Origin of the sequence: Microbacterium sp. Se63.02b (assembly GCF_014171575.1) — a bacterium.
In the GTDB taxonomy this organism is placed as follows: domain Bacteria; phylum Actinomycetota; class Actinomycetes; order Actinomycetales; family Microbacteriaceae; genus Microbacterium.
On sequence record NZ_CP050453.1, the window covers coordinates 433,405 to 457,987 of the forward strand.

The 24,583-nt window shown below is 68.5% G+C and carries 24 protein-coding genes and 1 pseudogene; 10 read left to right on the forward strand and 15 right to left on the reverse strand.

Going from position 1 to position 24,583, the window contains the following annotated elements:
* Position 1: 1 nt before the first annotated feature.
* Both G4G29_RS02195 and G4G29_RS02200 read right to left on the reverse strand, forming a co-directional pair.
* Positions 2–610: an FMN-binding negative transcriptional regulator gene (locus tag G4G29_RS02195; RefSeq protein ID WP_183151689.1), complete on the reverse strand. Its 609-nt coding sequence runs from the start codon at positions 608–610 to the stop codon at positions 2–4.
* Positions 610–1,545, reverse strand: coding sequence for a DMT family transporter (locus G4G29_RS02200; protein ID WP_183151690.1), 936 nt, complete (start codon positions 1,543–1,545; stop codon positions 610–612). Before G4G29_RS02200 ends, G4G29_RS02195 begins: the two co-directional genes overlap by 1 nt.
* Between G4G29_RS02200 and G4G29_RS02205 the strand changes: the two genes are divergently transcribed.
* On the forward strand, positions 1,544–2,947 hold the full coding sequence (locus tag G4G29_RS02205) for a PLP-dependent aminotransferase family protein (protein WP_183151691.1): 1,404 nt from the start codon (positions 1,544–1,546) through the stop codon (positions 2,945–2,947). The two genes, G4G29_RS02200 and G4G29_RS02205, sit on opposite strands and share 2 nt — an antisense overlap.
* 34 nt (positions 2,948–2,981) lie before the next feature.
* Here the strand turns inward: G4G29_RS02205 and G4G29_RS02210 are convergent, their stop codons facing one another.
* Positions 2,982–5,087 carry an APC family permease gene (locus G4G29_RS02210; protein ID WP_244632331.1) on the reverse strand — a complete coding sequence of 702 codons (2,106 nt, stop codon included), beginning with the start codon at positions 5,085–5,087 and terminating at the stop codon, positions 2,982–2,984.
* Between the two features lie 115 nt (positions 5,088–5,202).
* Here G4G29_RS02210 and G4G29_RS02215 point away from each other — a divergent pair, with 115 nt between their 5' ends.
* Both G4G29_RS02215 and G4G29_RS21070 read left to right on the forward strand, forming a co-directional pair.
* Positions 5,203–6,144: a VanZ family protein gene (locus tag G4G29_RS02215; RefSeq protein ID WP_244632332.1), complete on the forward strand. Its 942-nt coding sequence runs from the start codon at positions 5,203–5,205 to the stop codon at positions 6,142–6,144.
* The gene (locus G4G29_RS21070) at positions 6,138–6,296 is read left to right on the forward strand and encodes a hypothetical protein (protein ID WP_244632333.1); all 159 of its coding nucleotides are present in this window, start codon (positions 6,138–6,140) and stop codon (positions 6,294–6,296) included. Before G4G29_RS02215 ends, G4G29_RS21070 begins: the two co-directional genes overlap by 7 nt.
* A 29-nt stretch (positions 6,297–6,325) precedes the next feature.
* On the opposite strand, the gene G4G29_RS02220 is transcribed toward G4G29_RS21070, so the two are convergent.
* Positions 6,326–6,688 carry a nuclear transport factor 2 family protein gene (locus G4G29_RS02220; protein WP_183151692.1) on the reverse strand — a complete coding sequence of 121 codons (363 nt, stop codon included), beginning with the start codon at positions 6,686–6,688 and terminating at the stop codon, positions 6,326–6,328.
* Between the two features lie 107 nt (positions 6,689–6,795).
* On the opposite strand from G4G29_RS02220, the pseudogene G4G29_RS02225 reads away from it, so the two are divergent.
* Positions 6,796–7,431: pseudogene (locus G4G29_RS02225) on the forward strand (GTP pyrophosphokinase family protein); the annotation flags it as partial.
* Positions 7,432–7,909: 478 nt separating this feature from the next.
* On the opposite strand, the gene G4G29_RS02230 reads toward G4G29_RS02225, so the two are convergent.
* The 8 genes from G4G29_RS02230 to G4G29_RS21080 all read right to left on the reverse strand — a co-directional run bounded on the left by G4G29_RS02230 (position 7,910) and on the right by G4G29_RS21080 (position 15,375).
* Complete coding sequence (locus tag G4G29_RS02230; RefSeq protein ID WP_202045505.1) at positions 7,910–9,490, reverse strand: TIM-barrel domain-containing protein; 1,581 nt, start codon at positions 9,488–9,490, stop codon at positions 7,910–7,912.
* A gap of 2 nt (positions 9,491–9,492) precedes the next feature.
* On the reverse strand, positions 9,493–9,780 hold the full coding sequence (locus G4G29_RS20460) for a hypothetical protein (RefSeq protein ID WP_202045507.1): 288 nt from the start codon (positions 9,778–9,780) through the stop codon (positions 9,493–9,495).
* Complete coding sequence (locus G4G29_RS02235) at positions 9,777–10,877, reverse strand: glycoside hydrolase family 15 protein (protein ID WP_183151693.1); 1,101 nt, start codon at positions 10,875–10,877, stop codon at positions 9,777–9,779. The genes G4G29_RS20460 and G4G29_RS02235 overlap by 4 nt, the downstream gene beginning before the upstream one ends.
* A 72-nt stretch (positions 10,878–10,949) precedes the next feature.
* Positions 10,950–12,209, reverse strand: coding sequence for a sugar ABC transporter substrate-binding protein (locus tag G4G29_RS02240; protein ID WP_183151694.1), 1,260 nt, complete (start codon positions 12,207–12,209; stop codon positions 10,950–10,952).
* A 68-nt stretch (positions 12,210–12,277) separates the two neighbouring features.
* On the reverse strand, positions 12,278–13,093 hold the full coding sequence (locus G4G29_RS02245) for a carbohydrate ABC transporter permease (RefSeq protein ID WP_183151695.1): 816 nt from the start codon (positions 13,091–13,093) through the stop codon (positions 12,278–12,280).
* Positions 13,086–14,030 (reverse strand): sugar ABC transporter permease, encoded by a 945-nt coding sequence (locus G4G29_RS02250; RefSeq protein ID WP_183151696.1) that lies wholly within the window; start codon positions 14,028–14,030, stop codon positions 13,086–13,088. The genes G4G29_RS02245 and G4G29_RS02250 overlap by 8 nt, the downstream gene beginning before the upstream one ends.
* The gene (locus G4G29_RS21075; RefSeq protein WP_244632643.1) at positions 14,030–14,494 is read right to left on the reverse strand and encodes an ROK family protein; all 465 of its coding nucleotides are present in this window, start codon (positions 14,492–14,494) and stop codon (positions 14,030–14,032) included. The genes G4G29_RS02250 and G4G29_RS21075 overlap by 1 nt, the downstream gene beginning before the upstream one ends.
* A complete protein-coding gene (locus G4G29_RS21080; RefSeq protein WP_244632644.1) occupies positions 14,482–15,375 on the reverse strand; it encodes an ROK family protein in 894 nt (297 codons plus the stop codon). The genes G4G29_RS21075 and G4G29_RS21080 overlap by 13 nt, the downstream gene beginning before the upstream one ends.
* A gap of 103 nt (positions 15,376–15,478) precedes the next feature.
* On the opposite strand from G4G29_RS21080, the gene G4G29_RS02260 reads away from it, so the two are divergent.
* The 5 genes from G4G29_RS02260 to G4G29_RS02280 are packed head-to-tail and all read left to right on the forward strand — an operon-like array spanning position 15,479 to position 19,163.
* Entirely contained in the window at positions 15,479–15,769 is a 291-nt protein-coding gene (locus G4G29_RS02260) for a hypothetical protein (RefSeq protein WP_183151697.1), read from the forward strand.
* Positions 15,770–15,824: 55 nt separating this feature from the next.
* Positions 15,825–16,445, forward strand: coding sequence for a hypothetical protein (locus tag G4G29_RS02265; protein WP_183151698.1), 621 nt, complete (start codon positions 15,825–15,827; stop codon positions 16,443–16,445).
* Positions 16,446–17,483: a hypothetical protein gene (locus G4G29_RS02270; protein ID WP_183151699.1), complete on the forward strand. Its 1,038-nt coding sequence runs from the start codon at positions 16,446–16,448 to the stop codon at positions 17,481–17,483. It begins immediately after the preceding gene.
* Between the two features lie 13 nt (positions 17,484–17,496).
* Positions 17,497–18,090: an ATP-binding cassette domain-containing protein gene (locus tag G4G29_RS02275; RefSeq protein WP_183151700.1), complete on the forward strand. Its 594-nt coding sequence runs from the start codon at positions 17,497–17,499 to the stop codon at positions 18,088–18,090.
* Positions 18,048–19,163, forward strand: a complete 1,116-nt coding sequence (locus G4G29_RS02280) for a hypothetical protein (protein WP_183151701.1) — start codon at positions 18,048–18,050, stop codon at positions 19,161–19,163. The genes G4G29_RS02275 and G4G29_RS02280 overlap by 43 nt, the downstream gene beginning before the upstream one ends.
* 103 nt (positions 19,164–19,266) lie before the next feature.
* On the opposite strand, the gene G4G29_RS02285 is transcribed toward G4G29_RS02280, so the two are convergent.
* From G4G29_RS02285 to G4G29_RS02295, 3 genes are all read right to left on the reverse strand, one after another.
* Positions 19,267–20,634 carry a D-alanyl-D-alanine carboxypeptidase gene (locus tag G4G29_RS02285; RefSeq protein ID WP_183151702.1) on the reverse strand — a complete coding sequence of 456 codons (1,368 nt, stop codon included), beginning with the start codon at positions 20,632–20,634 and terminating at the stop codon, positions 19,267–19,269.
* Between the two features lie 212 nt (positions 20,635–20,846).
* Positions 20,847–22,064 (reverse strand): amidohydrolase, encoded by a 1,218-nt coding sequence (locus G4G29_RS02290; RefSeq protein ID WP_183151703.1) that lies wholly within the window; start codon positions 22,062–22,064, stop codon positions 20,847–20,849.
* 48 nt (positions 22,065–22,112) lie between these two features.
* On the reverse strand, positions 22,113–22,757 hold the full coding sequence (locus G4G29_RS02295; RefSeq protein WP_183151704.1) for a TetR/AcrR family transcriptional regulator: 645 nt from the start codon (positions 22,755–22,757) through the stop codon (positions 22,113–22,115).
* 157 nt (positions 22,758–22,914) lie between these two features.
* On the opposite strand from G4G29_RS02295, the gene G4G29_RS02300 reads away from it, so the two are divergent.
* Positions 22,915–24,582, forward strand: a complete 1,668-nt coding sequence (locus tag G4G29_RS02300) for an ABC transporter substrate-binding protein (protein WP_183151705.1) — start codon at positions 22,915–22,917, stop codon at positions 24,580–24,582.
* Position 24,583 lies beyond the last annotated feature (1 nt).

The following is a 24,583-nucleotide window of genomic DNA, read 5'->3' on the forward strand; positions in this document are numbered from 1 at the left end:
GTCATGTCCGCCCTTCGCTCACCCGCCGCATCTCCGCCGCGAGTGCCTGGTTCGTCTCCGCCAGCCGTGCCGTGATGGTGTCTCGCACCTCGGGCGGCTTGTTCTGACTGAGCTTGGCGCGCGCGTCGAAGCGGTCGACGCGCATCCGCAGACCCACCGTGCCCTTCGCCGCCCGGCGCGTTCCCTGCTCGTCCTCCGACAGATGCCGACCGTGCTCCTGGCGACTCTCGAAGTGGTCGGTCAGACGCGTGAGCATCGCGTAGTTCTCCTCCTCGCCGAGGATCTCGGGGGTGCCGTACAGGTGCGCGGTGACGTGGTTCCACGTCGGGACCAGGTCGCCCGGCGCATAGAGGCTCGACGACACGTAGTCGTGGGGACCCTGGATGATCACCAGCACCTCGTGTCGGCCGAGCTCATGCAGCTGCTCGTCCGGACGTCCGAAGTGGCTCGCGATCACGATCTCGTCTTCATCCTCGAGCAGCAGGGCCGGGTAATGCGAGGCGATCAGGCCCGTGCTCGTCGGAGAGACGAACGTCGCCCACGGGTTGCCGCGGATCAGGCGCTTGACCTCGTCGGGGTCGGTCATCAGGTAGCGGGGTGTGTGTCGCATCAGGACTCCTCGGTGCGGGGGCGGGTGATCAGACGGGTGCGCACGGCCAGGGCGGCACAGGCGATGACGGCGAGTCCACCAACGGCGGTGGCCCAGGCGATCGGCTCGTGGAGCAGGATCGCGGCCCAGGCGATGCCCATCACCGGCTGCACGAGCTGGATCTGACTCACCTGCGCCATCGGCCCGATCGCGAGGCCGCGGTACCAGGCGAAGAAGCCGAGGAACATGCTCACGGCGGCGAGGTAGGCGAAGGCGAGCCACTGCACCGGCGTTGCGGATGGCGGCTGCGTGATCGCCGACGTCACGGTCAGCGCGGCCATGAGAGGAGCGGCGACGATCAGCGCCCACGACACCGTCTGCCATGGCCCGAGCTCCCGGGCGAGAAGGCCGCCCTCCGCGTAGCCGACCGCGGCGGCGAGCACGGCCCCGAACAGCAGCAGGTCGGCTCCGGTGAGCGCACCGATCCCGCCGTTCTGCAGTGCGGCGAAGACGACAGTGGCGGCGGCGCCCAGGATCGCGAAGACCCAGAACGACCGAGCGGGGCGTTCGCCCGTGCGGAGGACTACGGCGACCGCGGTGGCGGCGGGCAGCAGACCGATCACGACCGCACCGTGACTGGCCGGAGTCGTGGTCATCGCGAACGACGTGAGCAGCGGGAACCCGGCCACGACGCCGCCGGCGACGATCGCGAGTCGCGCCACCTGCCTCATCGTGGGGCGCGGCTGACGGGTGGCGGCAAGGGCGATGCCCGCGAGGAGCGCGGCGACGACGGCGCGACCCGATCCGGTGAACAGGGGCGATAGTCCGCCGGTCGCGACACGCGTGAACGGGAGGGTGAAGGAGAAGGCGGTGACGCCGAGGAGTCCCCACCACAGTCCGGCGCGAGTCGATAGCACTGGCTCGCGCGGAGCGATAACGCTACTCTCTATTTTCATGAGTCAGGATAGCAGTGACCGGATCGTCGCGGGAGTCCGTACCTGGATCGCGTCCGCGTCTGCGGGTGCCAGGGTGCCCTCGAACCGGGCGTTGATGGCCGAATACGGGGCGAGCCCGGTGACGGTGCAGAAGGCGATGCGGCAGCTCGTCCGGCTCGGGCTGGTCGAGTCGCGCCCCGGCGCTGGCACCTTCGTGCGGGCGACGCCCACCGTGCGCGCAGCCGACTACGGCTGGCAGACCGCCGCTCTCGGCGCAGCGCCGGCCGGACTCGCCGGGCTCTCGTCGACCCAGCGCACCGTCGCCCCAGACGCCATCGGACTGCACTCCGGATACCCGGCGGCAGACCTGCTGCCGGAGCGGCTCGTCCGGCAGGCGATCGTGCGGGCCGCGCGATCCGAGGCGGCGCTGACGCGCTCTCCGGCGGCCGGGAATCCCGACTTGCAGGCCTGGTTCGCCGGCGAGCTCGCCGCCTCGGCCCCGGCGGGGGCGACGCCGGCGTCGGGGCGCGACGCGTTGATCATCTCGGGCAGTCAGAGCGGGCTGAGCTCGATCTTCCGTGCGGTCGTCGGCGTCGGACAGCCGCTGTTGATCGAGTCGCCGACCTACTGGGGTGCGCTGCTCGCGGCGGCACAGGCGGGGGTGGTGCTGGTGCCGGTCCCTTCCGGACCCCAGGGTCCCGACCCGGACGAGGTCGAGCGCGCGTTCGCGCTGACCGGCGCTCGGGCGTTCTACGCACAGCCGACCTTCGCCAATCCGACCGGCGCACAGTGGCCGACAGCCACCGGAGCCGCCGTCCTGGAGGCGGTCCGACGCCACGGCGCCTTCCTGATCGAAGACGACTGGGCGCACGACCTCGGAATCGACGCCGAGCCACGACCGATCGCCGCATCCGACGACGACGGCCATGTCGTGTACCTGCGCTCGCTTACCAAGAGCGTCTCACCCGCACTGCGCGTGGCAGCGGTGATCGCCAGGGGACCCGCGCGGGATCGGATCCTCGCCGACCGTGCCGCCGAGTCGATGTACGTGAGCGGCCTGCTGCAGGCCGCCGCGCTCGACGTGGTCACGCAGCCCGCCTGGCGGACCCACCAGCGCGGGTTCCGTGAGCACCTGCGCGCGCGTCGCGATCTGCTGGTGTCGAGTCTGGCTGCCTCGGTGCCGCGCGCGAAGGTGGAGCACGTGCCCGTCGGTGGCCTCAACCTGTGGGTACGGCTGCCTGAGGGGACGGATGTCGCTCAGGTCGTACGCGACTGCGAGGTGCGGGGCCTGATCATCGCGCCAGGGTCGGAGTGGTTCCCCGCCGAGCCCTCCGGTGCCTTCGTGCGCCTCAACTACGCCAACGCCGATCCGGCCCGATTCCCCGAGGCTGCGGGCATCCTGGGCGAGGTGCTGGCCACCTGATTCCCGTTCGCTCGCGAAGGGAGCGGGTGACGGACTACTCCTGCGGCGGGCCGGCCGGCCGATGAGCACGGCGACCGTTCACGACCACCGGGCGCCCTGCACGTTCCTGGCCGGGCAGGGGGCGGGAGCGGCGGCCGTAGATGAGCTCCGACGAGTCGAGCAGCCACGGCACGAGGGTGATCGACACCCCGTGCACGAGCATGAGCTGGTTGGCGAGGCGGCGGGCGCGGCGGTTGTGCAGGAACGACTCCCACCAGTGCCCCACGATGTATTGCGGCAGGTACACGGTCACGACCGAGGAGCCGTGCTTCTCGCGATACTGCTTGATGAACTGCGTGATCGGCTGGGCGAAGGATCGATACGGCGATTCCACGATCACGAGAGGGATCGGCACGAGATGGTCGGCCCATTCCTGCTGCAGCGCCGTCGCATCGTCGGAGGCCACGGCGACGTGCACGGCCAGGGTCTTGCCGTGCTTCGCCGCGATCGCATAGTCGATCGCCTTGACCACCGGCTTCTGCAGGCGGTTGACGAGGACGATGGCGAGGTCGCCGGTCGCGCCGAACTTCGTGGTGTCGTCGATCGCGATCTCGTGCTCGACATCGCGGTAGTACCGCTTCACGCCCATCATCAGGAAGGCGAGAACCGGGATGGCGAAGAAGACGAGGTAGGCGCCGTGAGTGAACTTGGTGATCGTCACGATCACCAGGACGAGCACGGTCAGGGTCGCTCCCGCGGAGTTGATGAGGAGTCCCACCTTGGCCGAGCGTCGGTCCGATGCCGAAGCCCCGTCGATACCGGACCCCGCCGCGCCCTCCACGGGTCCGCGCAGCACGCGCCGCCAGTGCCGGACCATGCCGATCTGCCCGAGGGAGAACGAGACGAAGACGCCGATGATGTAGAGCTGGATCAGCGTCGTCAGCCTCGCCTGGAACACGACGAGCACCGCGATCGCGGCGATGCCGAGAAGGATCATGCCGTTCGAGAACACGAGGCGGTCGCCGCGGGTGTTCAGCGACTTGGGGGCGTAGCCGTCACGGGCGAGCACGGCGCCCAGCAGGGGGAAGCCGTTGAACGCGGTGTTCGCGGCGAGCAGCAGCACGCACGCGGTCGCCGCCTGCACGATGAAGAAGGCGATGCTCCCCCCGCCGAACGTCGCCGAGGCGATCTGCGCCATCAGGCTCGGTTGCGGATTGGTGCAGTCGAAGCCGATCAGGTCGCAGGGGTTCTCGGCATAGTGCACACCGGTGATCAACGCCAGTGCGGTCAGACCAGAGAACAGGCAGATCGCGATCGTCCCCATCAGCACCAGGGTCGACTGCGCGTTGCGCACCTTCGGGGCGCGGAAGGCGGGCACGCCGTTCGACACGGCTTCGACACCGGTGAGAGCGGAGCAGCCGCTCGAGAACGCCCGCAGGATCAGCAGGATCACGGCGGCCTGACTCAGGCTCTCGGCCTGCACCGAGAACTCGGCGCTCGAGGCCACGGGGGCGTCACCGAGGAAGGTCCGGATCAGGCCGGTCACGATCATGACCCCCACCGAGCCGATGAACACGTACGTCGGGATCGCGAACACGAGCGAGGCTTCGCGCACGCCACGGAGGTTCACGATGATGATCAGGATCACGAAGCCGACCGCCAGCTCGACGCGGAACGGATCGAGCCCCGGCACCGCGGAGATGATGTTGTCGACGCCCGAGGCCACCGACACGGCCACGGTCAGCACGTAGTCGACGAGCAGCGCCGCGGCGACGACCACACCGGGGATCTCGCCGAGGTTCTTCGAGGCGACCTCGTAGTCTCCGCCGCCCGAGGGGTAGGCCTTGATGAGCTGCCGGTAGCTGAGGACGACCACGAGCAGCAGCACCACCACCGCGACGGCGACGAGGGGCGTGAACGACAGGAACGTCAATCCGCCGATCAGGAGGATCATCACGAGCTCCTGCGGGGCGTATGCCACCGAGCTCAATGCGTCCGAGGCGAAGATCGGCAGAGCCATCCGCTTCGGCAGCAGTTGATCGTCGACCTGCTGACTCGTCAGCGGTTCCCCGATGAGGATGCGCTTCGCGCGTGGCGGCGCGTCCGCGCTCTCCCTGTTTTCGTCTGACACGTCCCGCGACACTACGCCCACATGCGCCATCCTCACGTGATCCTCACGGAATCCCTACGGGCGGCTCCCCTCTCCTCACGGAATCCTTACGGCCGTCATCCGGGGGTCAGGGCGACGCCTACACTGACACGTTGTGGGAGATCAGATGCTGCTCGGGTTCATCGCGATCGGGATCGGCATGGCCTTCGGCGTCGTGCTCTTCGTCCCCTTCGTGGCGATCAGCTATCGCCGACGGGGTGGCCTGGGGCTCGGCCGCACTCTGCTCTGGCTCTCCGCACTGATCTACTTCTGGGCCATCTGGACCTACACGCTCCTCCCCCTGCCCGACCCCGACGCGATCCGCTGCGTCGGGGCGATCACCGATCCGATGTCCGTCGTCCGCGACGTGCAGACCGCGCTCGCCGCACCGGGGAACCCGCTGCGACACCCGGCGCTTCTGCAGCTCGCATTCAATGTGCTGCTGTTCGTTCCGCTCGGGGTGTTCGTGCGTGTGCTCGCCGGGCGCGGCATCGCGGTCGCGCTCGCCGCGGGCTTCGGTCTGTCGCTCCTGGTCGAGACGACGCAGCTGACGGGTGTCTGGGGCCTCTACCCCTGCGCGTACCGCTTCTTCGACGTCGGCGACCTCATGACCAACACGCTCGGCGCGGTCGTCGGATGCACGCTGGCGCTCGTCGTCCCTCGGTCGCTGCGCGGCAGTGAGGCGCGCGCAGACGCCGACCGGGCACGCCCCGTGACCCGCGGTCGCCGCGCACTCGCGATGCTGTGCGACGGTCTCGCCTACTTCTTCGTGGGGGCGGGGGTCAGCGTCGCGGTGCAGTTCTGGTTGCAGTTCGTCGTGGGCGACCGGGCGGCGGTCCTCGACGGCGGTGTCGCGAACGCCGCGGGCACGATCACCGCGTCGGCGTTGTGGTTGGTGCTGATCCTCGCCGGCGGCCGCTCCGTCGGCGATCTCGCCGTGCAGCTGCGTTACACGGGTTCCAGGATGCCCGCCCCGTCGCGCGATTCCTGCGCTGGGTGGGTGGCATCGGCGGACTCGGCGCGCTTCCGCTGCTCGGCGGATTGTTCGATCCCGCGTCCTCTGTGCTGATCTTCGTCGCCGTCGTGCTGCTCTTCACCACGCGGCTCGGACGAGGGCTGCCCGGACTCCTGTCCGGCCAGCAGCTCTCCGATGCCAGGGCGGGCGGGGTGGTCCGAGTATCCGGCGCGGAAGGTCCCGCGGCCGCTTCGCATGATGCGTGACGGGTGGGGAGGCCGACGGCGCCCTGCGGTCAACCCTCCGCGTGGGCTCGCGGCATGTACCACTCCGTGAACTCCGTGGCGCGCCCGTCGGGTGCGAGCCGGATGATCCAGAGGTTGAGGTAGTCGCGCTCCGCCGGGTATTCGGTCCGGCCCCGGACGACCACGAATCCACCGACCTCGTGGAGGACCTCCCATTCGAAAGTCCACGTGCCCGGTTCGTCGCTATCCTCCAGCCAGCCGGCCACGATCGCGTCGCGTCCGACCCGCGGTTCCGAGTCGGGGCTCGTGAGGTATCGGGCGTCGTGCGTGAAGAGCGTCCCGATCCGCTCGGGATCGTTCGATCGCCACGCGTCGATGTAAGCCCTCGTCCAGTCCTCGCCTGCTGTCGTCATGTGCTCCGTTCTAAGCCGCTGCGGACGCCGCGTCAACCCGTTCGGGAATCGTAGGGACATCGGGGATCCACAGCGGTTTCCGATCACGAACGCGTAACGTCGAGGGCATGACGACCGTTCACGTCACCGAGGACACGATCAACCAGGCCCGCGAGCTGCGCGACGAGCTGCAGCGGTTCCTGCGCGAGTACGAGTTCGGGATGCGCGAGGTCGAGACGAAGATCTCGATCCTCCGTGACGAGTTCACGCACGATCACGCGTACAACCCGATCGAGCACGTGAAGAGCCGGCTGAAGTCGCCGGACAGCATCGTCGAGAAGCTCGCCCGCAAAGGCATCGACGAACCCGACTTCGACCGCATCCGTGCCGACATCACCGACATCGCCGGCGTCCGTGTGACGTGCAGCTTCGTTGCCGACGTCTACCGGCTGTTCGACCTGCTCACGGCGCAGGACGACATCACGGTGCGCACGGTCAAGGACTACATCGCGCACCCGAAGCCGAATGGCTACAAGAGTCTTCACGCGATCATCGAGGTGCCCGTTTTCCTCTCCACCGGCGCGCTGTCGGTGCCGGTCGAGGTGCAGTTCCGCACGATCGCGATGGACTTCTGGGCCAGCCTCGAGCACAAGATCTACTACAAGTTCTCGAACCAGGTCCCCTCGCACCTCGTCGACAGTCTGTCGGATGCCGCAGACGCCGCCGCCGAGCTCGACAGCCGCATGGAGCGGCTGCACCGCGAAGCCCACGGCGTGCCGCAGCGCCAGCTCGCCCCGCCGCCCCCGCCCGCCCCCCGCACGTCGCCCGCGGCCCCGAAAACCCTCGAGTCGTCGGCGTCTGATCGGAGCCCTCAGTCCCCGAACACCGAGGCGAGTGCGGGCCAGGACTCGGCACGGGCGAACACCGGGACGCGGTCGCGCGTCGTCGCAGCGGTCACCACCGCTCCACCGCGCGCAGCGCTCCCGGTCCACACATCGACCCAGTCTCCGGGCGGCAGGTACACGGTCGACGCGGAGACCCCTGGCTCGAGCACCGGGGCCACGAGCAGGTCATCGCCCAGCATCCACTGGATCGGATGCGCCCACACCTCCTCGTCGCCCGGGTGGTCGAAGTACAGAGGTCGCATCAGCGGACGGCTCGTGCGGATCGACTCCCGGGCCTGCGCGGCGAGATACGGCACCAGACGCTCGCGCAGGTGCACGAGCTCCCGCACCTCGGCGATCACGGCGTCGTCCCCGTGCGCTCGGCGATGTTCCACGGCGTGCGGTCGCGCGAGGGCAGCCGGTGGTGGTTGAACTCCGAGTGATACTGCATGATCGGCACGAACACGCTCGCGGCCATCGCCCGTACGTAGAGCTCGGGGTCCGGATGTCGCCCGAGAACCCGGCGATGTCCCATCCCCAGTAGAGGACGCCGCTGGCTGCGGCCGAGAGCCCGGCGAGCATCGACCACCGGAAGGCCTCCCACGTGGAGTTCTCGTCGCCCGCCCAGAACGCACCGTGCGCCTGCGAGCCCGTGAAGCCCGCACGGCTGAACGTCACCGGCGCCTTGCCCGCCGACGCGAGCAGTCGTCCGTATGCCGCGGCGTAGGCCACGGGGAACAGGTTGTTCGACACGTCGCCGTGGCTGCCGTCGAGATAGCGCAGGTCCGCGCCCCACGCGTGCTCGCCCCCGTCGGTCTTGAACCCGTCGATGCCGACCTCCTCCACGAGGTAGCGGCGCTTCTCGGTCCACCACCGTGCAGCGCGCTCGTCGGTCAGATCGGGCATGAGTCCCAGCGGGAACCACCAGCCGCGGTTGCGGTAGGGCCGAAGCGACCCGTCGGGGCGACCTCCTGATCAGCACGCCCTCACGGATCGCGGCATCCGCGTCGGCGCGCGCCTGCCCCTGCGGATGCGGGCGCATCTTCATGAGCGGGATCTGCCACAGGTGCACCCGTACATCGCTCTCGTGCAGCGCGTCGACCATGCCCTTGGGGTCGGGCCATGCGCCTTCGGAGGGGAAGTCGAAGTCGTCCAACCGCAACGGACCGCCGTCGGCGCGCACCTCGTACCGGGCGTCACGGAACGCCGTGAAGGTGCTCTCGTCGCTCCAGGCTTCGATCACCACGGAGCCGACGGGGATGTCGTGCTCGCGGTGCAGCGCCATCTGCCGCTCGACCTCGGCCTGCGTGTTCCACTCGTTGCCGCTGGCCCACAGTCGGAACACCCAGTCGGGCAGCTCGGTCGGACGCCCGACCTCGGCGAGGAAGGCGTCGAGCACCTCCGTTGGTGCGCCGGTGTAGAGGGCGAGCTCGATCGCGGCGGCCTCGGCGACAGCATCCGTCTCGGCCTCGACGACCAGACGTGACGCATCGGAGGCGCCGATGTCGAACCACACGCGCCGGGAGGTGCGCACATGGAAGCCCCACCCCGCGCCTCCGACGACGTGCGCGAAGGGCATGGGCAGGTACGTGCGCCGGTGAGCGCCCTGGCTCTTGTACTGCTCGAACACCATGGAATCGAGCCGCTGCCCGCGGTGATCGAGGGCGTCGAAGCGCTCCCCGAATCCGGTCACATGCTCCCCGGTGGTCAGCGGCAGCGCGAAGCGCACCCGAAGGACGCGCTCGCCGTCGTCGAGCACCTCGACCTCGCTCGGGCGCGCAGGCACGGATGATGCGGCGTCCACACGCACGGTGTCGGCGGCTCCCGGACGCCAGGCAGCGACCCGGCACGAGAACCAGCGGGTGCTCTCGGCGGCACCGTCCCGGCGCTGCGCGGTGAAACGGTAGCGCAGCTCCGCGCCGGAGGGGACGCTCGGCAAGGTCAGCTCCACCCGCCGGCGGCCCTGTTCTGGCGGGCCTGCGCCGAGGCGAGGTGTCCACCGTCGACTGCCTGTCCGCGGGACGAACGGGCGACGGGGAGAGGGCATGCCCTTCCAGGCGAGATGCCGGCCGCGTCCCGCCATTCCAGTTCGACGTCGACGGCATCCGCATCGGCAGAGGTGCGCACGCCGAGCCGCAGCGGTTCGCCGGCGACGGGATGCACGGGCGAGCGCTGCTCGGTGTCGTCGGAGTACGGGTGGCCCGAACCGGCCGGACGATGGCGGATCATTCGACGACCTCCCCGAGCTCGACCGCGAGTCGCAGCAGCATCGCATGGCTCCACAGCAGCGGGGTAGCCACGGTGCCCCACCGGTCGATCCACTCCTGACGGAACGACGGGTCGAGCAGGTGATCGTCGACCTGCTCCGGCAGCATCAGGTCGACGGTGGCGGTGTTCGCTGCCCATTCGAGTGCCCGGCGGGCGCTGTCGCGGTCGCCGACGGCCGCCTGCGCGAGTCCGAGGAAGCAGGTCAGCAGCGGCCATTGACCACCCCCGAAGAAGGTGTCGGCGCGGAAGCGGTGCACGCCGCCGTCGACCGAGAGGTCGCGGCGAACGGCCGTGATCGTGCCCGCGGCCAACGGGTCGGCCGCGGGGATGACTCCGAGCGGCGAGATCAGAGCACTGAGGCTGCCGTCGACCGCGTCGTCGCCGATCCACTTCACCAGGTGTCCGTCTGCCGTGCCGTCGCCGTGCAGCAGATCGTCGATCGCGGACCGGGCGTCGAGCGCGGCTTCGAGGCGAGGTCCCTCGATCAGGCCCGACGATGCGGCGGCCGAGAGCCCGGCCGCGATGCAGCCCAGCGTCGAGATGTGCACCTGTTCGGAGTGCTCCTCCCACCAGTCGAAGCAGGGTCGCTGCCACGAGCTGACGAGGTAGTCGACCGTGAGCTCCGCCGCCCTGCGCCAGCGCTGCACGTCGAGTCCGTGCCGTTCGGCGTGCGCGACCGCGGCCCACAGCCACGTGCCGTAGCCGTCGAGCTGGAAGTCCCACCAGTCGTCGTGGCCGAGGTCGCCCGCGAAGGTGAAGCGTGCGGGGAGCATCCGATCGTCCGGCACCGGCTGCCCCGCCCGCGCGGCGGCGACGATCTCCTCGATCGAGCCGGCATGCCGCAGCAGCACGTCGGAGCACCAGTCGAAGAATCGGGTCGCGGAGTCCACGGCGCCGGCGGCCGAGACGCCGTCGGCGATGAACGACCCGTCACGGAACCAGCAGTATCCGCGGTAGGCGGAGAAGTCGGGGCTGGCGGGGTAGGCGCCGTTCGGCTCCTGCAGGGAGGTGATCACGGATCGCGAGTGCGCGAGGAGCGCACCGAGGTCGGTGTGCACGGGGACGTCATCGTGGGGACTCCTGGGGTCGGAGGGGGCGGGCCGGTCGGCCCGCCCCGGGGTGGGGTGGCGTCAGCCGAGCAGCGCGTTGACGCGCTCTTCAGCCGAGTCGAGGGCTTCCTGCACGCTCTTGCGCCCGGCCGCGGCCTCGGTGAGCTCTTCGCTCACGATGTCCTGCATCTCGGTCTGGCCCTCGCCGATCGACGGGGCGAGAGCGACCTGCTCGAGCGAGTCGAACACGGCCTGACGGTTGGCGGGGTCGCCCTTGTCGAGGTACACGTCGAGCTGGCTCTCGTCGGCGATCGGCGGCAGCTCCCATCCGCTGTCCAGGCGCACGTCGACCATGGTCTTCGAGCTGGTGAGGAATTCGGCGAACCGCTGGGCGGCGTCCGCGTTCTTCGTGCCGGCCGAGACGGCGACGCCGTTCGAGAACAGCGCGCTCGCGGGGGTCGTGTCGCCCGGTTCGACGGCGATGTCCCAGGCGAAGCCGGCATCGGCGAGGCCGCCGAACATCCAGATGCCGGTGTGCCACATGGCGAGCTTGCCCTCGGCGAAGAGGCCGCTGTCGAAGTCGGGCGTTCCCGCTCCCTGCTCGGCCGTCGGCATCGTGGTGCCGCTCTTGCCGACCAGCCACTCCGCTGCGGCGAGACCCTCGGGGGAGTTGAACGCGACCGCCGAGCCGTCGTCGTTCAGGAAGTCGCCGCCCGCCTGTGCGACCGCCTTGTAGTACTCGTGGTAGCTGATCGGCTGGTAGTCGCCCCAGACGCCTGCGGCGGCATCGGTGAGCTTCTCGGCCGCGGCCTGCTCGTCTGCCCAGGTCCAGTCGGCGGTCGGGTACTCGAGTCCGGCGGCGTCGAACAGGTCGGCGTTGTAGAAGAGCACGACGTTCGAGAACGAGCTCGGCAGGGCGTACTGGGTGCCGTCGGTGGCGTAGGCCTCGGCGAGGGAGGTCTGGTACACGTCGGTGTCGACGCCTTCGAGCGGTGCGAGCACGCCGTTGGCCTGGTAGGCGGCGTAGTTGGCGAACTCGATGTCGAACACATCCGACACCGTGCCGCCTGCCAGGTCGGTCTGCAGGGCGGTGAAGTAGTCGGCGTACGGAAGTGTCGTGACGTCGACCTTCACATCGGGGTTCTCCTTCTCGAAGGCCTCGACGATGGTGGCGAGGTTCTCCTCGTTGCCGCCGTTCGAGATGAAGTTCGAGTAGGTGATGGTGACCTGGTCGCCATCGCCGGAGGCATCCGTGCCTCCGGACGAGCAGCCGGCGACCGTCAGGCCGACGACGGCGAGGACGGCGACGGTGCCGACCGGGGTCCATGCTGTGCGTGACATGGTGGGGGTTCTCCTTCTCATCGGGTGGTGCGTGATCGGGTGGTGCAGTCGGTGCGGATGCTCCGAGGTCATTTGATCCCGGAGCTGGCGACGCCCTGGATGACGTAGCGCTGGGCGAAGACGTAGATGGCGAGCATCGGCAGGATCGAGACGACGGAGCCCGCCATCATCACGTCCCACTGCGTGGTGTACTGCCCCTGCAGGCCGGCGAGCGCGAGCGGAAGCGTCTGCAGCTCGGCGGAGCGCAGGATGATCAGCGGCCACAGGAAGCTGTTCCAACTGCTCATGAACGCGAAGACCGTGAGCGTGGCGATGGTCGGACCGACCAGGGGGAGCACGATCGTCCCGAAGATGCGGAAGTGCCCCGCCCCGTCGAGGGTCGCGGCCTCGTCGAGTTCCCGCGGCACCGAGTTCATCGCCTGCCGGAGCAGGAACACCCCGAAGGCACTCGCGACGCTCGGCAGCAGCACACCGAGGTAGGTGTCGACGAGCTTGAGGTCGCGCATCTGCACGAACAGCGGCACGATCAGCACCTGGATCGGGATCATCATCGTCGCGAGGTACACCGCGAACACGGCGTCGCGACCGGGGAAGGGCATGCGGCTGAAGACGTACGCGGCCATCGAGCTCGTGAGCAGCTGCAGCAGTGTGACGACCACGGCGAGGACGAGCGAGTTGAGCACGACCCTGGCGAACGGCGTATTCGCGAACAGCTCGGCGTATGCCGAGAACGAGGGGTTCTCCGGGATCAACGGCGGCGTGGAGGAGAGTCCGGCGCCGGGCGAGATCGAGGTCACGATCGTCCACAGGAACGGGAAGAACATGACCAGCGCCCCGAGGATGACCACGGTGGTCAGGGCGACGGTGCCGAGACGCTTACGCATAGTTCACCCACTTCTTCTGGCCGCGGATCTGGATGACGGTGATGAGGAGCACGACGAGGAAGAGCATCCACGAGAGGGCGGATGCCTCGCCGGCCCGCCCGTAGCGGAAGGTGAGGTCGTAGATCTGCTGCACGACGACCGTGCTCGCACCGGCCGGACCGCCGCCGGTCATCGCATACACCTGGTCGAACACCTGGAACCCGTTGATGAGCGAGATGACGATGACGAAGAACGTCGACGGCGAGAGCATCGGCATGGTCACGCTCACCAGTCGACGCCACGGCCCTGCACCGTCGACGCGGGCGGCCTCGTAGAGGTCGGCCGGGATGGCCTGGAGGCCGGCCAGCAGGATGATCATCACGAAGCCGAGGTCCTTCCACGCCGACGCGATGATGATCGAGGGCATCGCCCACGCGGGATCCGTCCACCATCCTGGACCGTCGATGCCGACCAGTCCCAGCACCGCGTTCACGATGCCGATGTCGGGGTTGAGCAGCCAGCGCCAGACGAGTGCGACGACGATCCAGCTGGTCACCACGGGGAGGAAGTACACGCCGCGCAGGAAGTTGCGGGCGGGGATCGCGCTGTTGAGGGCCAGTGCGAGGGCGAGTCCCCCGACGTAGACGAGGGGCAGGTACCCGACGAGGTAGTAGAGCGTGTTGAGGAAGGCGCGGTGCGTCGCCGGGTCCTGCAGCAGGTGGATGTAGTTGTCGAAGCCGACCCACTGCATCGGAGACAGGAGGTTCCAGCTGTGCAGGCTCGTCCACAGCGCACCGACCATCGGGTACAGCGTGAACATCACGAGCGGGAGCGCGCTGGGGAGCAGGAAGATCAGCACGGTGATCGCATACCGCGCACGGCGGGAGCGACGGGCGCGTGCGGGAGTGCGCGTGGGGGGCGGGGCCTCCACGGTCGGGCGGGAGTCGAGCGCGGTCATCAACGGGACTCCTGTGCTCCGTCGCGGAGGGAGGGCTCGGTCAGGCGCTCGCGGACCAGACGGCCCTGCTCGCCGGTGCGCCCTGCGGCGTCGAACGGCGTCGCGAGCACGAGGCTCGCGGCTCCCTGCGCCCAGCGGTCGTCCTGCCAGGTCTCGACCGCGACGGGGATGCCGCGCTTGCGGGGCATGAGTCCGGAGCGCAGCGCCGGCTCGAAACCGTAGGACCAGTGGTTCCAGGCCTCGACGCCTTCGCCGAGGATGATCAGGATCTCGGGGTCGATCGCGTTCGCGACGCCCGCGAGCGCGCGGCCGAGCAGGTGGCCGGCGTGTGAGAACAGCTCCTGTGCGGCGGTGTCGCCCGCGTCGGCGCGTCCACGGAGCGTGGACATGCCCGCGGCCTCGCCGATGATCCCGCGGGTGCGGGCCGCCGACACCAGGGCGCCTTCGCCGATCAGCGATTCCAGGCATCCGTCCGCCCCGCAGCTGCACCGGGGCCGTCCTCCTGAGTGGGGAGGTGGCCGATCTCGCCCGCACCGCCGCCGTGCCCGCGCAGCACGGAGCCGTCGGCGATGATGCCGGCGCCGATGCCCGTGCCGATAGTGACGACCAGCACGTTGTCGTGGCCGCGGGCCTGGCCGTGAAGGAGTTCCGCCATCGCGAGGGCGTTGACGTTGTTCTCGACGAGCACGGGGAGGGCCAGTTCGCGCCGCAGCACGTCGCCGAGGGGCACGTGGCTCCACCCGAGCTGGGTCGAGTCGACGTTGCCGAGGCTCTGGTCATCGACGTCCCCGGCACGCCCACCCCGACGCCGAGGAGGGGCCGGTCGCTGCCGCCGGCGATGAAGGTGCGCAGCAGGCTCGCGAGGGTCGGGATCGCCGTCGCGGATGCGGCGTCGAAGGGTTCCGTCGCCGAGCGCACGACCGTGCCGTCGATGCCGACCTCGACGACGGTGATGTGGTCGGCGACGACCTTGACCCCGATGACGCGGCCGGCATCGGCGACGAGACCGAGCAGGCGGGCGGGGCGTCCGCCCTGGGAGGGGCTGTGGTCGAGTTCGACCAGCAGGCCGTCGGCGATCAGCTGCTTCGTGACCTGCGTGACCAGGGCGGGCGACACGCTCAGCAGTCGCGCGAGGCTCGCTCGGGACGTGGGCCCGAGCGCGCCGACCTGGGCGAGGACGGCGGAGCGCATGATGTCGGACCGTGCCGAGGACTGAGTCACAGGAACCCCTTTGTTTAGGACTAAATGAACTATAGAAACAAGTCCGGGTCGTGTCAATGCCAGGCCGATTCGGGGCGCGCACTTGAGATCCTGCTGCAATAGTTGAATATCCCGCAGGTATCATCTAAAGTTTTACCCAATACAGTGACGACGACTTCAAGGGAGAAGTGATGTTCATGCCATCGAGAAAGAAATCGACGAAGGTCGGGTTGAGAAATCGGATCGCCATGACCGCGGTCGGGAGTGCGATGGCCGTCGGTCTTGCGGTGGGTGCTGCTGCACCGGCGCAGGCGACCGTCGGGTTCTGGGACGTGTACTCCAGTTGGTTCCAGGCGGTCGCAGCCCTCACCTCGACGGGCGGAAACGGGGTCTTTCAAGCCCACGCCTACCTGGGGAACACCCATTCCTGGGGGGTGAAGTCGCAGTACAACACGAAGGCAGAGGTGAACGGCTACAACCTCACGCACAACGCCGTCCTCTACCGCGACGGCATCATCTGGGCGCGAGCCCAAGGGTGAAGACTAAGGGTGTCGCGGTGGGGGCCGACGCCCTGCACCGCAGGGAGGAGGATTGATGAAAAGACGCGGACTCTTCTTGGTGGCGGCAGCGATGTCGGCATTGACGGCGTCGGCATGTACGCCCGCACCCGATGAAGGTGCAGGGCACCTTGCCCCGTCGTTGCATGCCCTCATCGAACAGGCGCTGGGGCGAAACGATCTGTCGGAGTGGGACAGGGCAGCTCTGGAGAAGGCGAGTGCCGAGGGCAAGATCTCGCAGGCAGACTACGTCGAAGGGATGGATCTGTTCGATGCATGCCTGAAATCGGCGGGGATCGAGTTCGACCGGACGGTCCTCCTGAACGGCGTCATCGAGTTCCAGCCGCCGCCCGGGCACTATTCCGAAGCCGAGATCGATGCGCAGGCGAAGGCGCAGTACGAGTGTTCGGTGAATGCCGTCACCCAAGAGATCTTCACCCTGCAGCAGGCGAATCCTGACCTCTTGGCCGACTTCCCTCAGGCCGCGGTGAACTGTCTCAAGAAGGCTGGAGTGGTGGATGACGAGTTCACCAAAGCTGATTTCGAGAAGGCGTCTGGTTCTGGAGCGGGGCCGGCCGAGTATCCGTTCGACGTGATGTCCCCAGAGGCTCAGACATGCCTGTACTCGCTGGGGTACTCCGTGAAGATTGCTGAGTGAGTGAAGCGCGCGTTCACCCTGACCGTCGCGTTCGTCCTGAGCTGTGGCGTCGTCGTGGGTGCGGCGGTCGCGTACGACCTCCTACCGGCTCCGGGCGGTGATCTGGCCCCCACCCCGGAAGACAGGACCTACCCGGTGAGGTTCGTGGATTTCGTCGACGAACGGACGCTGCCGTTGGCTCCGACATTCTCGGAGGGCTCGGAGCTACGAGCAGCAGCATCAGGAACAGTGACGTCGAGCGCCTGCGTTCCGGGCCACGCCCTGGTCTCGGGCAAAGCGGCGTTCGCCGTCGATGGGAACCCCGTTGTCGCGTTGTCCACGGACGTGCCGTTCTACCGGGATCTTCGCTGGGGTGACACCGGTCCCGATGTGGACTCTCTCCGCCGGGCCCTCGCGGTGCTGGGGTACTCGGTCGATGCATCCGGCGGGTTCAGCAGGGACGTCTTCGAGGCCCTGTCCGCGATTCAGGATTCGGACGGCCTGGCCTTCGACGACGGAGGATTCCATCTCACGGACTTCCTCTGGGTGCCTGCCGGAGCTGCGGCAGTCGCTATCTGCGAGGCGAAGGTCGGACAACGCTACATGCCCGAATCCACCTTCGCCACGACGTCGAGCATCCTGACAGCGCTGTCGTTGGTGAGCGACGAAGCCGAACAGGTGGTCCCCGGGGATCGGAGGCTCCAGGTCTTCGGCGTAGACGCCGTCATGCCTGAGAGCGGTGTGCTGTCAGATCCGGAGGCTCTCGCCCGGATCGCCGCTGCCCCTGAGGGGAAGGGTGAGCTTCGGGGGAACGGCGACGAGGAGGCGGCGCCGATCTCCGGCACCAGTCAACTGGTCACCCCTCTCCGTGTGGCGCCCGTTCCCGCCGCGAGTGTCTTCGATGTTCGTGGCAGTCAGGGATGCGTCGCCTCGGAGAGCGAGTCGTATCCGGTCACGGTGGTCGGTGCGAAACTCGGAATGTCTCAGGTCACCTTCGACGGTGACTCTCCCTCGAAGATTCTGCTCCGGCCGGACGCGGAGACGTGCCGTGCTCCATGAGGGGCCGGTCCTCATGCTCCAGGAGGTCGGGCACGGATGGGGCGCTGGGCCTCCGCTCTTCGACGGCGTGAGTGCGACGCTTCGGCCCGGTGACGTCACGGCGATCACGGGTCCCTCCGGGTCGGGAAAATCGACATTGCTATCGATCATCGCCGGGTGGCTCGCGCCGACCTTGGGGAAGGTGGAACGGATCGGGATCAGTCGGACTCATTGGGTTTTCCAGAATCCCTATGGGCAACCTCGCCGCAAGACCCTCGATCACGTCTCCTATCCCTTTCTCGCCCGCGGCCTGAAGCGAACCGCCGCGGATGCGGAGGCGGAGGTGCTCCTGGGCAGGTTCGGCCTCGAAGGCCGAGGCGATCTGCCTTTCGCGAACCTCTCCGGGGGTGAGGCCCAACGGCTGATGCTTGCGCGCGCCGCCGCGACACGCCCCGACCTCCTTCTCGTCGACGAGCCCACCGCACAGCTCGACCGTGCCGCTGCGCGAACAGTGAACGATGTCCTTGCCGGGCTTGCCGACGCCGGCTCGATTGTGCTTGTGGCTTCCCACGATGCCGACACGATATGCGCCTGCAAGACGTCGATAGATCTGGGAGCGGTGAGCTGATGCGAATCTTCGACAGCGTAGGAGAGGCGATCCGTAACATCAGATCAGGATCCAGTCGTGCCGGCATCATTGCGCTGATCCTCGTCCTCACATCGACGGCGCTCCTCGCCGTCGATGCGGCCACGATCGGAGCGCTGCAGGAGCGAGCCGGTCAGGTCCGTTCACAAGCGGGAGCGATCCGTGTCCTCGTCGCCGACCACGCGATCGATCCCACCGCGTGCGCGAGCCTTGCCGAACTCAAGAGCATCGCCGATGCCGGCCCGATCTGGCCGCTCGATTCGCTACAGCTCCTCGCCTTGCCCCTGGTCGAAGTGCCCGTCTTCGAACTCAGTACCGGAGCCGCCCGGATGCTGGACTTCCCCCGCATCCGACCCGGGGGGACCTACATCCCCGAGTCCCTCGCCGAACGTTGGCACGCCCGCGAAGGAAGTCGGCTCGAGACCTCTGACGGCGTCATGGTGGTCGATGGCGTCTACAGGTACTCAGAGGACGACGGTCGAGACCCACGCCTCGCCAACGCCATCGTCGTCATAGGCGAAGACTCCGAACGGGCCTCCGAATGCTGGTTCAGTGTCTGGCCGCCGTCGAACGTTGCCGACCAGTACGCGTACGGAACCATCACCTCGTCCGGGCCAGAAGGTTCTGCCCCCCAGATCGCGCCACTGAATCCGGCGGTCGGACAGCGGTTCGACTTCACACGCGAGTACACCACTCGGGCCACGGCGCTTGCTGCCGCCGGCGTGGTTGTCCTCTTCGGGGTGCTGGCGTTCAGCTTCACCGCTCGCAGACGGATGGAGGTGGCAGGCAATCTGCATGCGGGAGCACGCCGTCGCCATGTCCTCGCGGGGATCGCCATCGAAACCGTCATCTGGGCAGTTGCGACAGCGATCGCCACGTTCGTCCTCGCCAGGCTCACCGCGAGGTTCCTCCTCCGCGAGGCATTGGCCGGCTACGAGACATCGTTGGCCATGACCTTGGTCATCGCCACAGGTGCCGCCGTCATCGGCGCAGTCATCCCCGTCATCCTCACGCGCGAGGATCGACTCTTCGTCCTCTTCAAATCGCGCGCCTAGGAAGCGCTCGTCGACTGGATTCCTCTCCGCGGTCATCTGAAATCCCTGGGATCGATCGCGCCTCAGCGCCGGGCAGTCGCTGTCGCCCGAGGAGGTCTGCGCCTCAGTCCGCCGTCGTCGAACCGAGCTCGGACGGGTGGGTGAGCCGCCACCACTCGGACGGCGGGTCGATACTCCCCGTGATCTCGACCGGTGCGGTCACGGTGTGCGGTCCGGCGGTCCAGGTGATGCTCCCCACGACCGAGCCATCCCGATAGGTCGGCGGAGTCTCGATGTCCATCGTCGCGACGATCGGAGTGTCCGACCAGGTGAAGATCGTCGCATCCTCGCCGATGACCAGCTGGGCGGTGGATCCCCAGGGCGTGGTTATCGTGCCGACCTCCTGTCCGGATGTCGCGACGGGCATCTCGCGGAAGCCGGCACGGATGCCGCTCAGGGTGGCGATCACGCTGTCGTTCACGGACTCACGCGTCGGACCGCCGAGGACGACGCCGGTCACGGCGAGCGGATCGGCGGTGCCCACGACGAGCGTCGCGGTGTAGAGCAGGCTGTACGTGCCGTGGCCCAGCGTGCCGGTCTTCAACCCCGTGATCCCGCTCGTGCCGAGCAGGCCGTTGGTGTTGTACAACTGGCCGGCGCCGGGGAGCGAGATCGACGGGGTCGCGACGATCTGCGCGATCGTCGGATTCGCCGCGGCCAGCTTCCCGATGGCCAGGAGGTCGGCAGTCGTGCTCGTATTGCGCGGGCTGATGCCGGTGGGCTCGGTGATCGTGGTGCCCGTCAAGCCGTGGGCGGAGAGCCAGTCCCGCGTCGCGCCGAGGAACGCGTTCTGCGATCCGAAGATCCGGGAGGACAGGGCTTCGGCGTAATTGCTCGCCGACGGGATCAGCATGGTCGCGAGGGCATCATGCAGTGACATCGCGGTGCCGGTGGGCATGGGGGCGATGGTCGCGCCCTGCACGTAATACCTGTCGTAGAGGTCGTGGTCGGCCTTGCTGAAGGTGATCGTGGGTCCGGGGTCGTCGGCGGAGGCGAGCGGGACGGCATCCAGGATGACCAGCGCGGTGATGAGTTTGGTGATGCTCGCGATGGGGAGAGGGTCGCCGGTCCCGCTCGACGACCAGGTGCCGCTCGCCCCTTCGCCCAGGTAGGCGTCCGCGCCGGAGATGCTGATCGCCGAGGCGGACGCGGGGACCGCAGCGATGGCCGCCGCGTCGCCGACCGGGACCGGCGGCATCCGGGTCGTCACCGCCGGCGGATTCACCGGGGCGGTGAGAGCCCACGCGATGTATCCACCGCTCGCGGCCAGCAGCAGCACGACGCAGACGGCGGTGATGAGGAGTCCCCGGCGTCTGCGTGCTCGGCGGACGTCCGGATCGATGCGATCACGACGGGAGGGGAACTCCTGCTCGCGCGTCATCAACGCCGCGAAGTCGGAGAGATCGTCCGTGGGCTGATCGGGGGCGGTCAACGAGAGAGCCCGTCGCCGAGCGTGTCCGACATGAGCACGAGGTACCTCCGATGAAAGTCCGCTCCGACGTCGAGGCAGCGCCCTTCCGAGGAACCATGTGGTCATCATCGCGGACATCCGGCCCCCGCGCTATCGGCCGTTCGGGGGACATCCGCGCTGCCGCCGGACGTCTCCCGGCAGTGCGACCCGCGTAGGCCCTCGAACCCGCGGGCCTACGAACCGAGGAATTCCTTCGCGGCCGCCGACATCGCCGTGACGCCGACCTCGATCGTGGGATGGATCTCCGGCGCGAAGAACGGCGAGTGGTTCGTGGGCACGTCGACCTCCTGGCGGCCGGCGGCGACGGCCTCGGCGAACTTCGCAGGGTCGTGTCCGCCCCAGAACCAGAACACCAGCGGAGCACCGGCGTCGCGGGCGAACCACGACACGTCCTCGCTGCCGGTGAACATGCCGGGGTCGATGACGGATGTCTCGCCGAGCGCGCGCTGCAGGGCTGCGGTCACCCTGGTCGTGGCGTCCTCGTCGTTGATCGTGGCCGGCAGGGTGTGGTCGGTGCGGATCTCGGGCTCGCGCTCCGCCCCCGATGCCGTGGCCTCGGCTCGGACGATGCGCTCGACGCTCGTGAGTACCTTCTCGCGCATCTCGTCGTTCGGGTAGCGCAGGCTGAGCTCCAGCTTCGCCTCGGCGGGGATGATGTTGTTCTTGAGCCCTGCGTGGATCGAGCCGACCGTGACGACGGCGACGCTCTGCGGGTCGATCTCGCGCGAGGTGATGGTCTGCAGGCGCATCACGGTCGCCGCGGCCATCACGACCGGGTCGATCGTGGCGTGCGGGCGCGAGCCGTGACCACCGCGCCCGTGCAGGGTCACGGTGAGTCCGTCCGATGCCGCCATCTGGGTGCCGCTGCGCACTCCGATGATGCCGGCGGGGAGCGGGGTGACGTGCTGGCCGAGCACGACGTCGGGCTTCGGGTAGCGGTCGAGGATGCCGTCGTCGAGCATCGCGCGTGCGCCGGCGCCGTACTCCTCGGCGGGCTGGATCAGCACGACGAGGGTGCCCGCCCACTCGGCGCGCTCGGCGACGAGCTTCTCGACCGCGCCGATCATGGCCGTGACATGCATGTCGTGGCCGCACGCGTGCATGACGGGAACGGTCGTGCCTGCGGGGTCGACGCCCTTCGCGGTGCTCGCGTACGCCAGCCCGGTCTGCTCCTCGACCGGGAGTGCGTCCATGTCGGCGCGCACCCAGACGACGGGTCCTTCGCCGTTGCGCAGCACGCCCACGACGCCCGTGACGCCGACGCCTTCCTCGACCTCGAGTCCGAGGTCGCGCAGATGCTGGGCGGCGATGCCGGCGGTGCGCGTCTCCTGGAACGAGAGCTCAGGATGCTGATGCAGGTCGATGTACAGCGCTTCGAGATCGATCGTCATGGCCCGAGCCTAGTGGGCGCGGTCACGACACCGCCCGGGCGAGAAGGGTCAGGTGCGCACGTACGTCTGCAGGGCGGGGCCCGGGTGCAGCACGGCGTTGACGATGGCCTGGATCGCGAACGCACTGGTCTCACCGAGGTCGATCTCGTCGGGGTGCAGGAGCCACTGCAGCTGCAGTCCGTCCATGACGGCGAGGATCGCCGCTGCGGCCGACGCGATGGTGTCGGGATCGGACACGCCCTCCTGCGCGCACAGCTCATGGAACGCCGCCGTCACCTCGCGGCGGAGCGTCGTGTACCGCTCGGCGAAGAACGGCCGCGACGGATGCTCGTCGGTGACGGACTCGGCCGAGAGCACGGTGTACGCCTGCACGATGCCGGGACGCTTCTGGTTGGTGAAGGCCGTGCGCACGAGGTGCAGGAACAGCTCAGGGCCGCCGGGGATGTGCTTCTGGGCCAGGCCGGCGACGTCGTCCTGATCGCGGTACGCGAGCACCTCGAGCAGCAGATTCTGCTTCGAGCCGAAGTGATGCAGCACGCCGGCGTGGGTGATGCCGACCTGTTCCGCGACGTCTGCGAGCGTGCCGTTCGTCGAGCCCTTGTTGCCGAAGATCTCGATCGCCGCCTTGAGGATCTGCTCGCGTTTCGCGCGTGTCGCCGGGCGCACGCGTACCGTCTGGTCGCTGTCTGCCACTGCGGCTTCCTCTCCCTCGTCGAGCTGTGCTTGCGATCCAACTTACTCCTCGGTAACCTCACGGGAGCTTACTTTCTCGACAGTAAGCTAATCACGACCGTCGGAGGGCTCCCGTCCACCGACGACGCAGCACAAAGACCCGTGCCAAGGAGAAGCAATGAAGCTCAGGAAGTCTCTGATCGCCGTGACCGCGATCACCGCACTCGGCATCTCGGCCCTCGCCGGATGCTCCGCAGGAGGAGGAGGTGACGACTCGGGCAGTGCCGCCGGAGGCGCCTCCCTCACCATCGCGAAGCCCGACGGGGCGATCACCACCGAGTCCAACAACCCGTACGTCGGCGACTCGTCCGCCTCGAAGTACGGGTACGGCAAGGTGATCTTCGAGACCCTCGCCCTCGTGAACCAGACCGGCGATCGCGGCGTCACCCCCTGGCTCGCCGAGAGCCTCGAGTGGAACGACGACTACACCGTCCTCACGGTCGTCCCGCGCGCGGACGTCACCTGGAGCGACGGCGAGCCGTTCACCGCCGACGACATCGTCTACTCGTACGAGCTCGCCTCCACGCCCGCCCTCGACACGGCCGGCCTCCAGCTCGACAGCGCCGTGGTCGATGGCGACAGCGTCGTGCTGACGTTCGCCGCGTCGAAGTTCGTCAACCTGGCCCGCGCCCTGCACGTGCCCATCGTCCCGAAGCACATCTGGGAGAACCTCGACGACCCGGCCACCGACCCCGTCAAGGGCGACGACCTCGTCGGCACCGGCCCCTACGTCCTGTCGAACTGGTCGACCGAATCGGTCACCCTCGAAGCCCGAGACGACTACTGGGGCGGCGATCTCGCGGTCCCCGAGCTGCACTACGTCTCCTACGGCGACAACACCGCCCTGACCACGGCGCTCGCGCAGGGCGAAGCCGACTGGGCACAGGCGTTCATCCCGCAGATCCAGGAGCAGTTCCTCGACGCCGACCCCGAGCACAACAAGTTCTGGGCCGCTCCGACCACCGGCTCGGCGACGCTGTTCATGAACCTGCAGCAGAAGCCCTTCGACGACCCGGCCTTCCGTCAGGCGCTCGCGTGGGTGATCGACCGCGATGCCTACGTCGACATCGCGCGTGAAGGCGCCAGCGAGGCCGTCTGGTCGGTCACCGGACTCTCGTCGATCCTCGAGGACGAGATCCAGCCCGAGTTCAAGGATGTGGACTACTCGGTCGACGCCGAGAAGGCCCGCGACCTGCTCGAGACCGCCGGGTACACCTGGAAGGACGACGCGCTGATCGACCCCGACGGCGCACCCGTCTCGTTCACGCTCTCGGTCCCCTCCGGATGGAGCGACTGGAACACCGCCCAGGAGCTGATCGCCGAAGACGTGACCGATGCCATCGGCGCCGAGGTCAAGATCGACATGCCCGACTGGGGCGGATGGGCCGACCCGCGCGACAACGGCACCTTCTCGGCCATCATCCACTGGCTGGAGGACAGCGGCACGGCCTACGGTCTCTACACGTCGACCATGGACCCTCGGTGGATCTCGGACGGCAAGGCCGGCTTCAACTTCGGTCGCTTCGAGGACCCCGCGGCGACGGCAGCGCTGAACACCTACGCGAACGCCTCGTCCGATGAGGAGCGCACGGCGGCACTCGACACGCTGCAGACGATCTTCTCCGAGCAGGTGCCGGCCATCCCGCTCGGTGCCCACCCGCTGCTGGGCGAGTTCAACACCCGCAACTACGTGGGCTGGCCGTCGGAGGAGGACCCGTACGCATCCGCCGACCCGACGCAGCAGAACATCGTGCAGATCCTCACGAAGCTGACACCCGCCGAGTAAG

Excerpts from the sequence above, each read along its gene's own strand:
- G4G29_RS02195 (WP_183151689.1), bottom strand. The coding sequence starts at position 610 with ATGCGACACACACCCCGCTACCTGATGACCGACCCCGACGAGGTCAAG.
- G4G29_RS02205 (WP_183151691.1), top strand. The coding sequence starts at position 1,544 with ATGAGTCAGGATAGCAGTGACCGGATCGTCGCGGGAGTCCGTACCTGG.
- G4G29_RS02200 (WP_183151690.1), bottom strand. The coding sequence starts at position 1,545 with ATGAAAATAGAGAGTAGCGTTATCGCTCCGCGCGAGCCAGTGCTATCG.
- G4G29_RS02210 (WP_244632331.1), bottom strand. The coding sequence starts at position 5,087 with ATGGCGCATGTGGGCGTAGTGTCGCGGGACGTGTCAGACGAAAACAGG.
- G4G29_RS02215 (WP_244632332.1), top strand. The coding sequence starts at position 5,203 with ATGCTGCTCGGGTTCATCGCGATCGGGATCGGCATGGCCTTCGGCGTC.
- G4G29_RS02220 (WP_183151692.1), bottom strand. The coding sequence starts at position 6,688 with ATGACGACAGCAGGCGAGGACTGGACGAGGGCTTACATCGACGCGTGG.
- G4G29_RS20460 (WP_202045507.1), bottom strand. The coding sequence starts at position 9,780 with ATGATCCGCCATCGTCCGGCCGGTTCGGGCCACCCGTACTCCGACGAC.
- G4G29_RS02240 (WP_183151694.1), bottom strand. The coding sequence starts at position 12,209 with ATGTCACGCACAGCATGGACCCCGGTCGGCACCGTCGCCGTCCTCGCC.
- G4G29_RS02245 (WP_183151695.1), bottom strand. The coding sequence starts at position 13,093 with ATGCGTAAGCGTCTCGGCACCGTCGCCCTGACCACCGTGGTCATCCTC.
- G4G29_RS02250 (WP_183151696.1), bottom strand. The coding sequence starts at position 14,030 with ATGACCGCGCTCGACTCCCGCCCGACCGTGGAGGCCCCGCCCCCCACG.
- G4G29_RS21080 (WP_244632644.1), bottom strand. The coding sequence starts at position 15,375 with ATGATACCTGCGGGATATTCAACTATTGCAGCAGGATCTCAAGTGCGC.
- G4G29_RS02260 (WP_183151697.1), top strand. The coding sequence starts at position 15,479 with ATGACCGCGGTCGGGAGTGCGATGGCCGTCGGTCTTGCGGTGGGTGCT.
- G4G29_RS02265 (WP_183151698.1), top strand. The coding sequence starts at position 15,825 with ATGAAAAGACGCGGACTCTTCTTGGTGGCGGCAGCGATGTCGGCATTG.
- G4G29_RS02275 (WP_183151700.1), top strand. The coding sequence starts at position 17,497 with ATGCTCCAGGAGGTCGGGCACGGATGGGGCGCTGGGCCTCCGCTCTTC.
- G4G29_RS02280 (WP_183151701.1), top strand. The coding sequence starts at position 18,048 with ATGCGCCTGCAAGACGTCGATAGATCTGGGAGCGGTGAGCTGATGCGA.
- G4G29_RS02290 (WP_183151703.1), bottom strand. The coding sequence starts at position 22,064 with ATGACGATCGATCTCGAAGCGCTGTACATCGACCTGCATCAGCATCCT.
- G4G29_RS02300 (WP_183151705.1), top strand. The coding sequence starts at position 22,915 with ATGAAGCTCAGGAAGTCTCTGATCGCCGTGACCGCGATCACCGCACTC.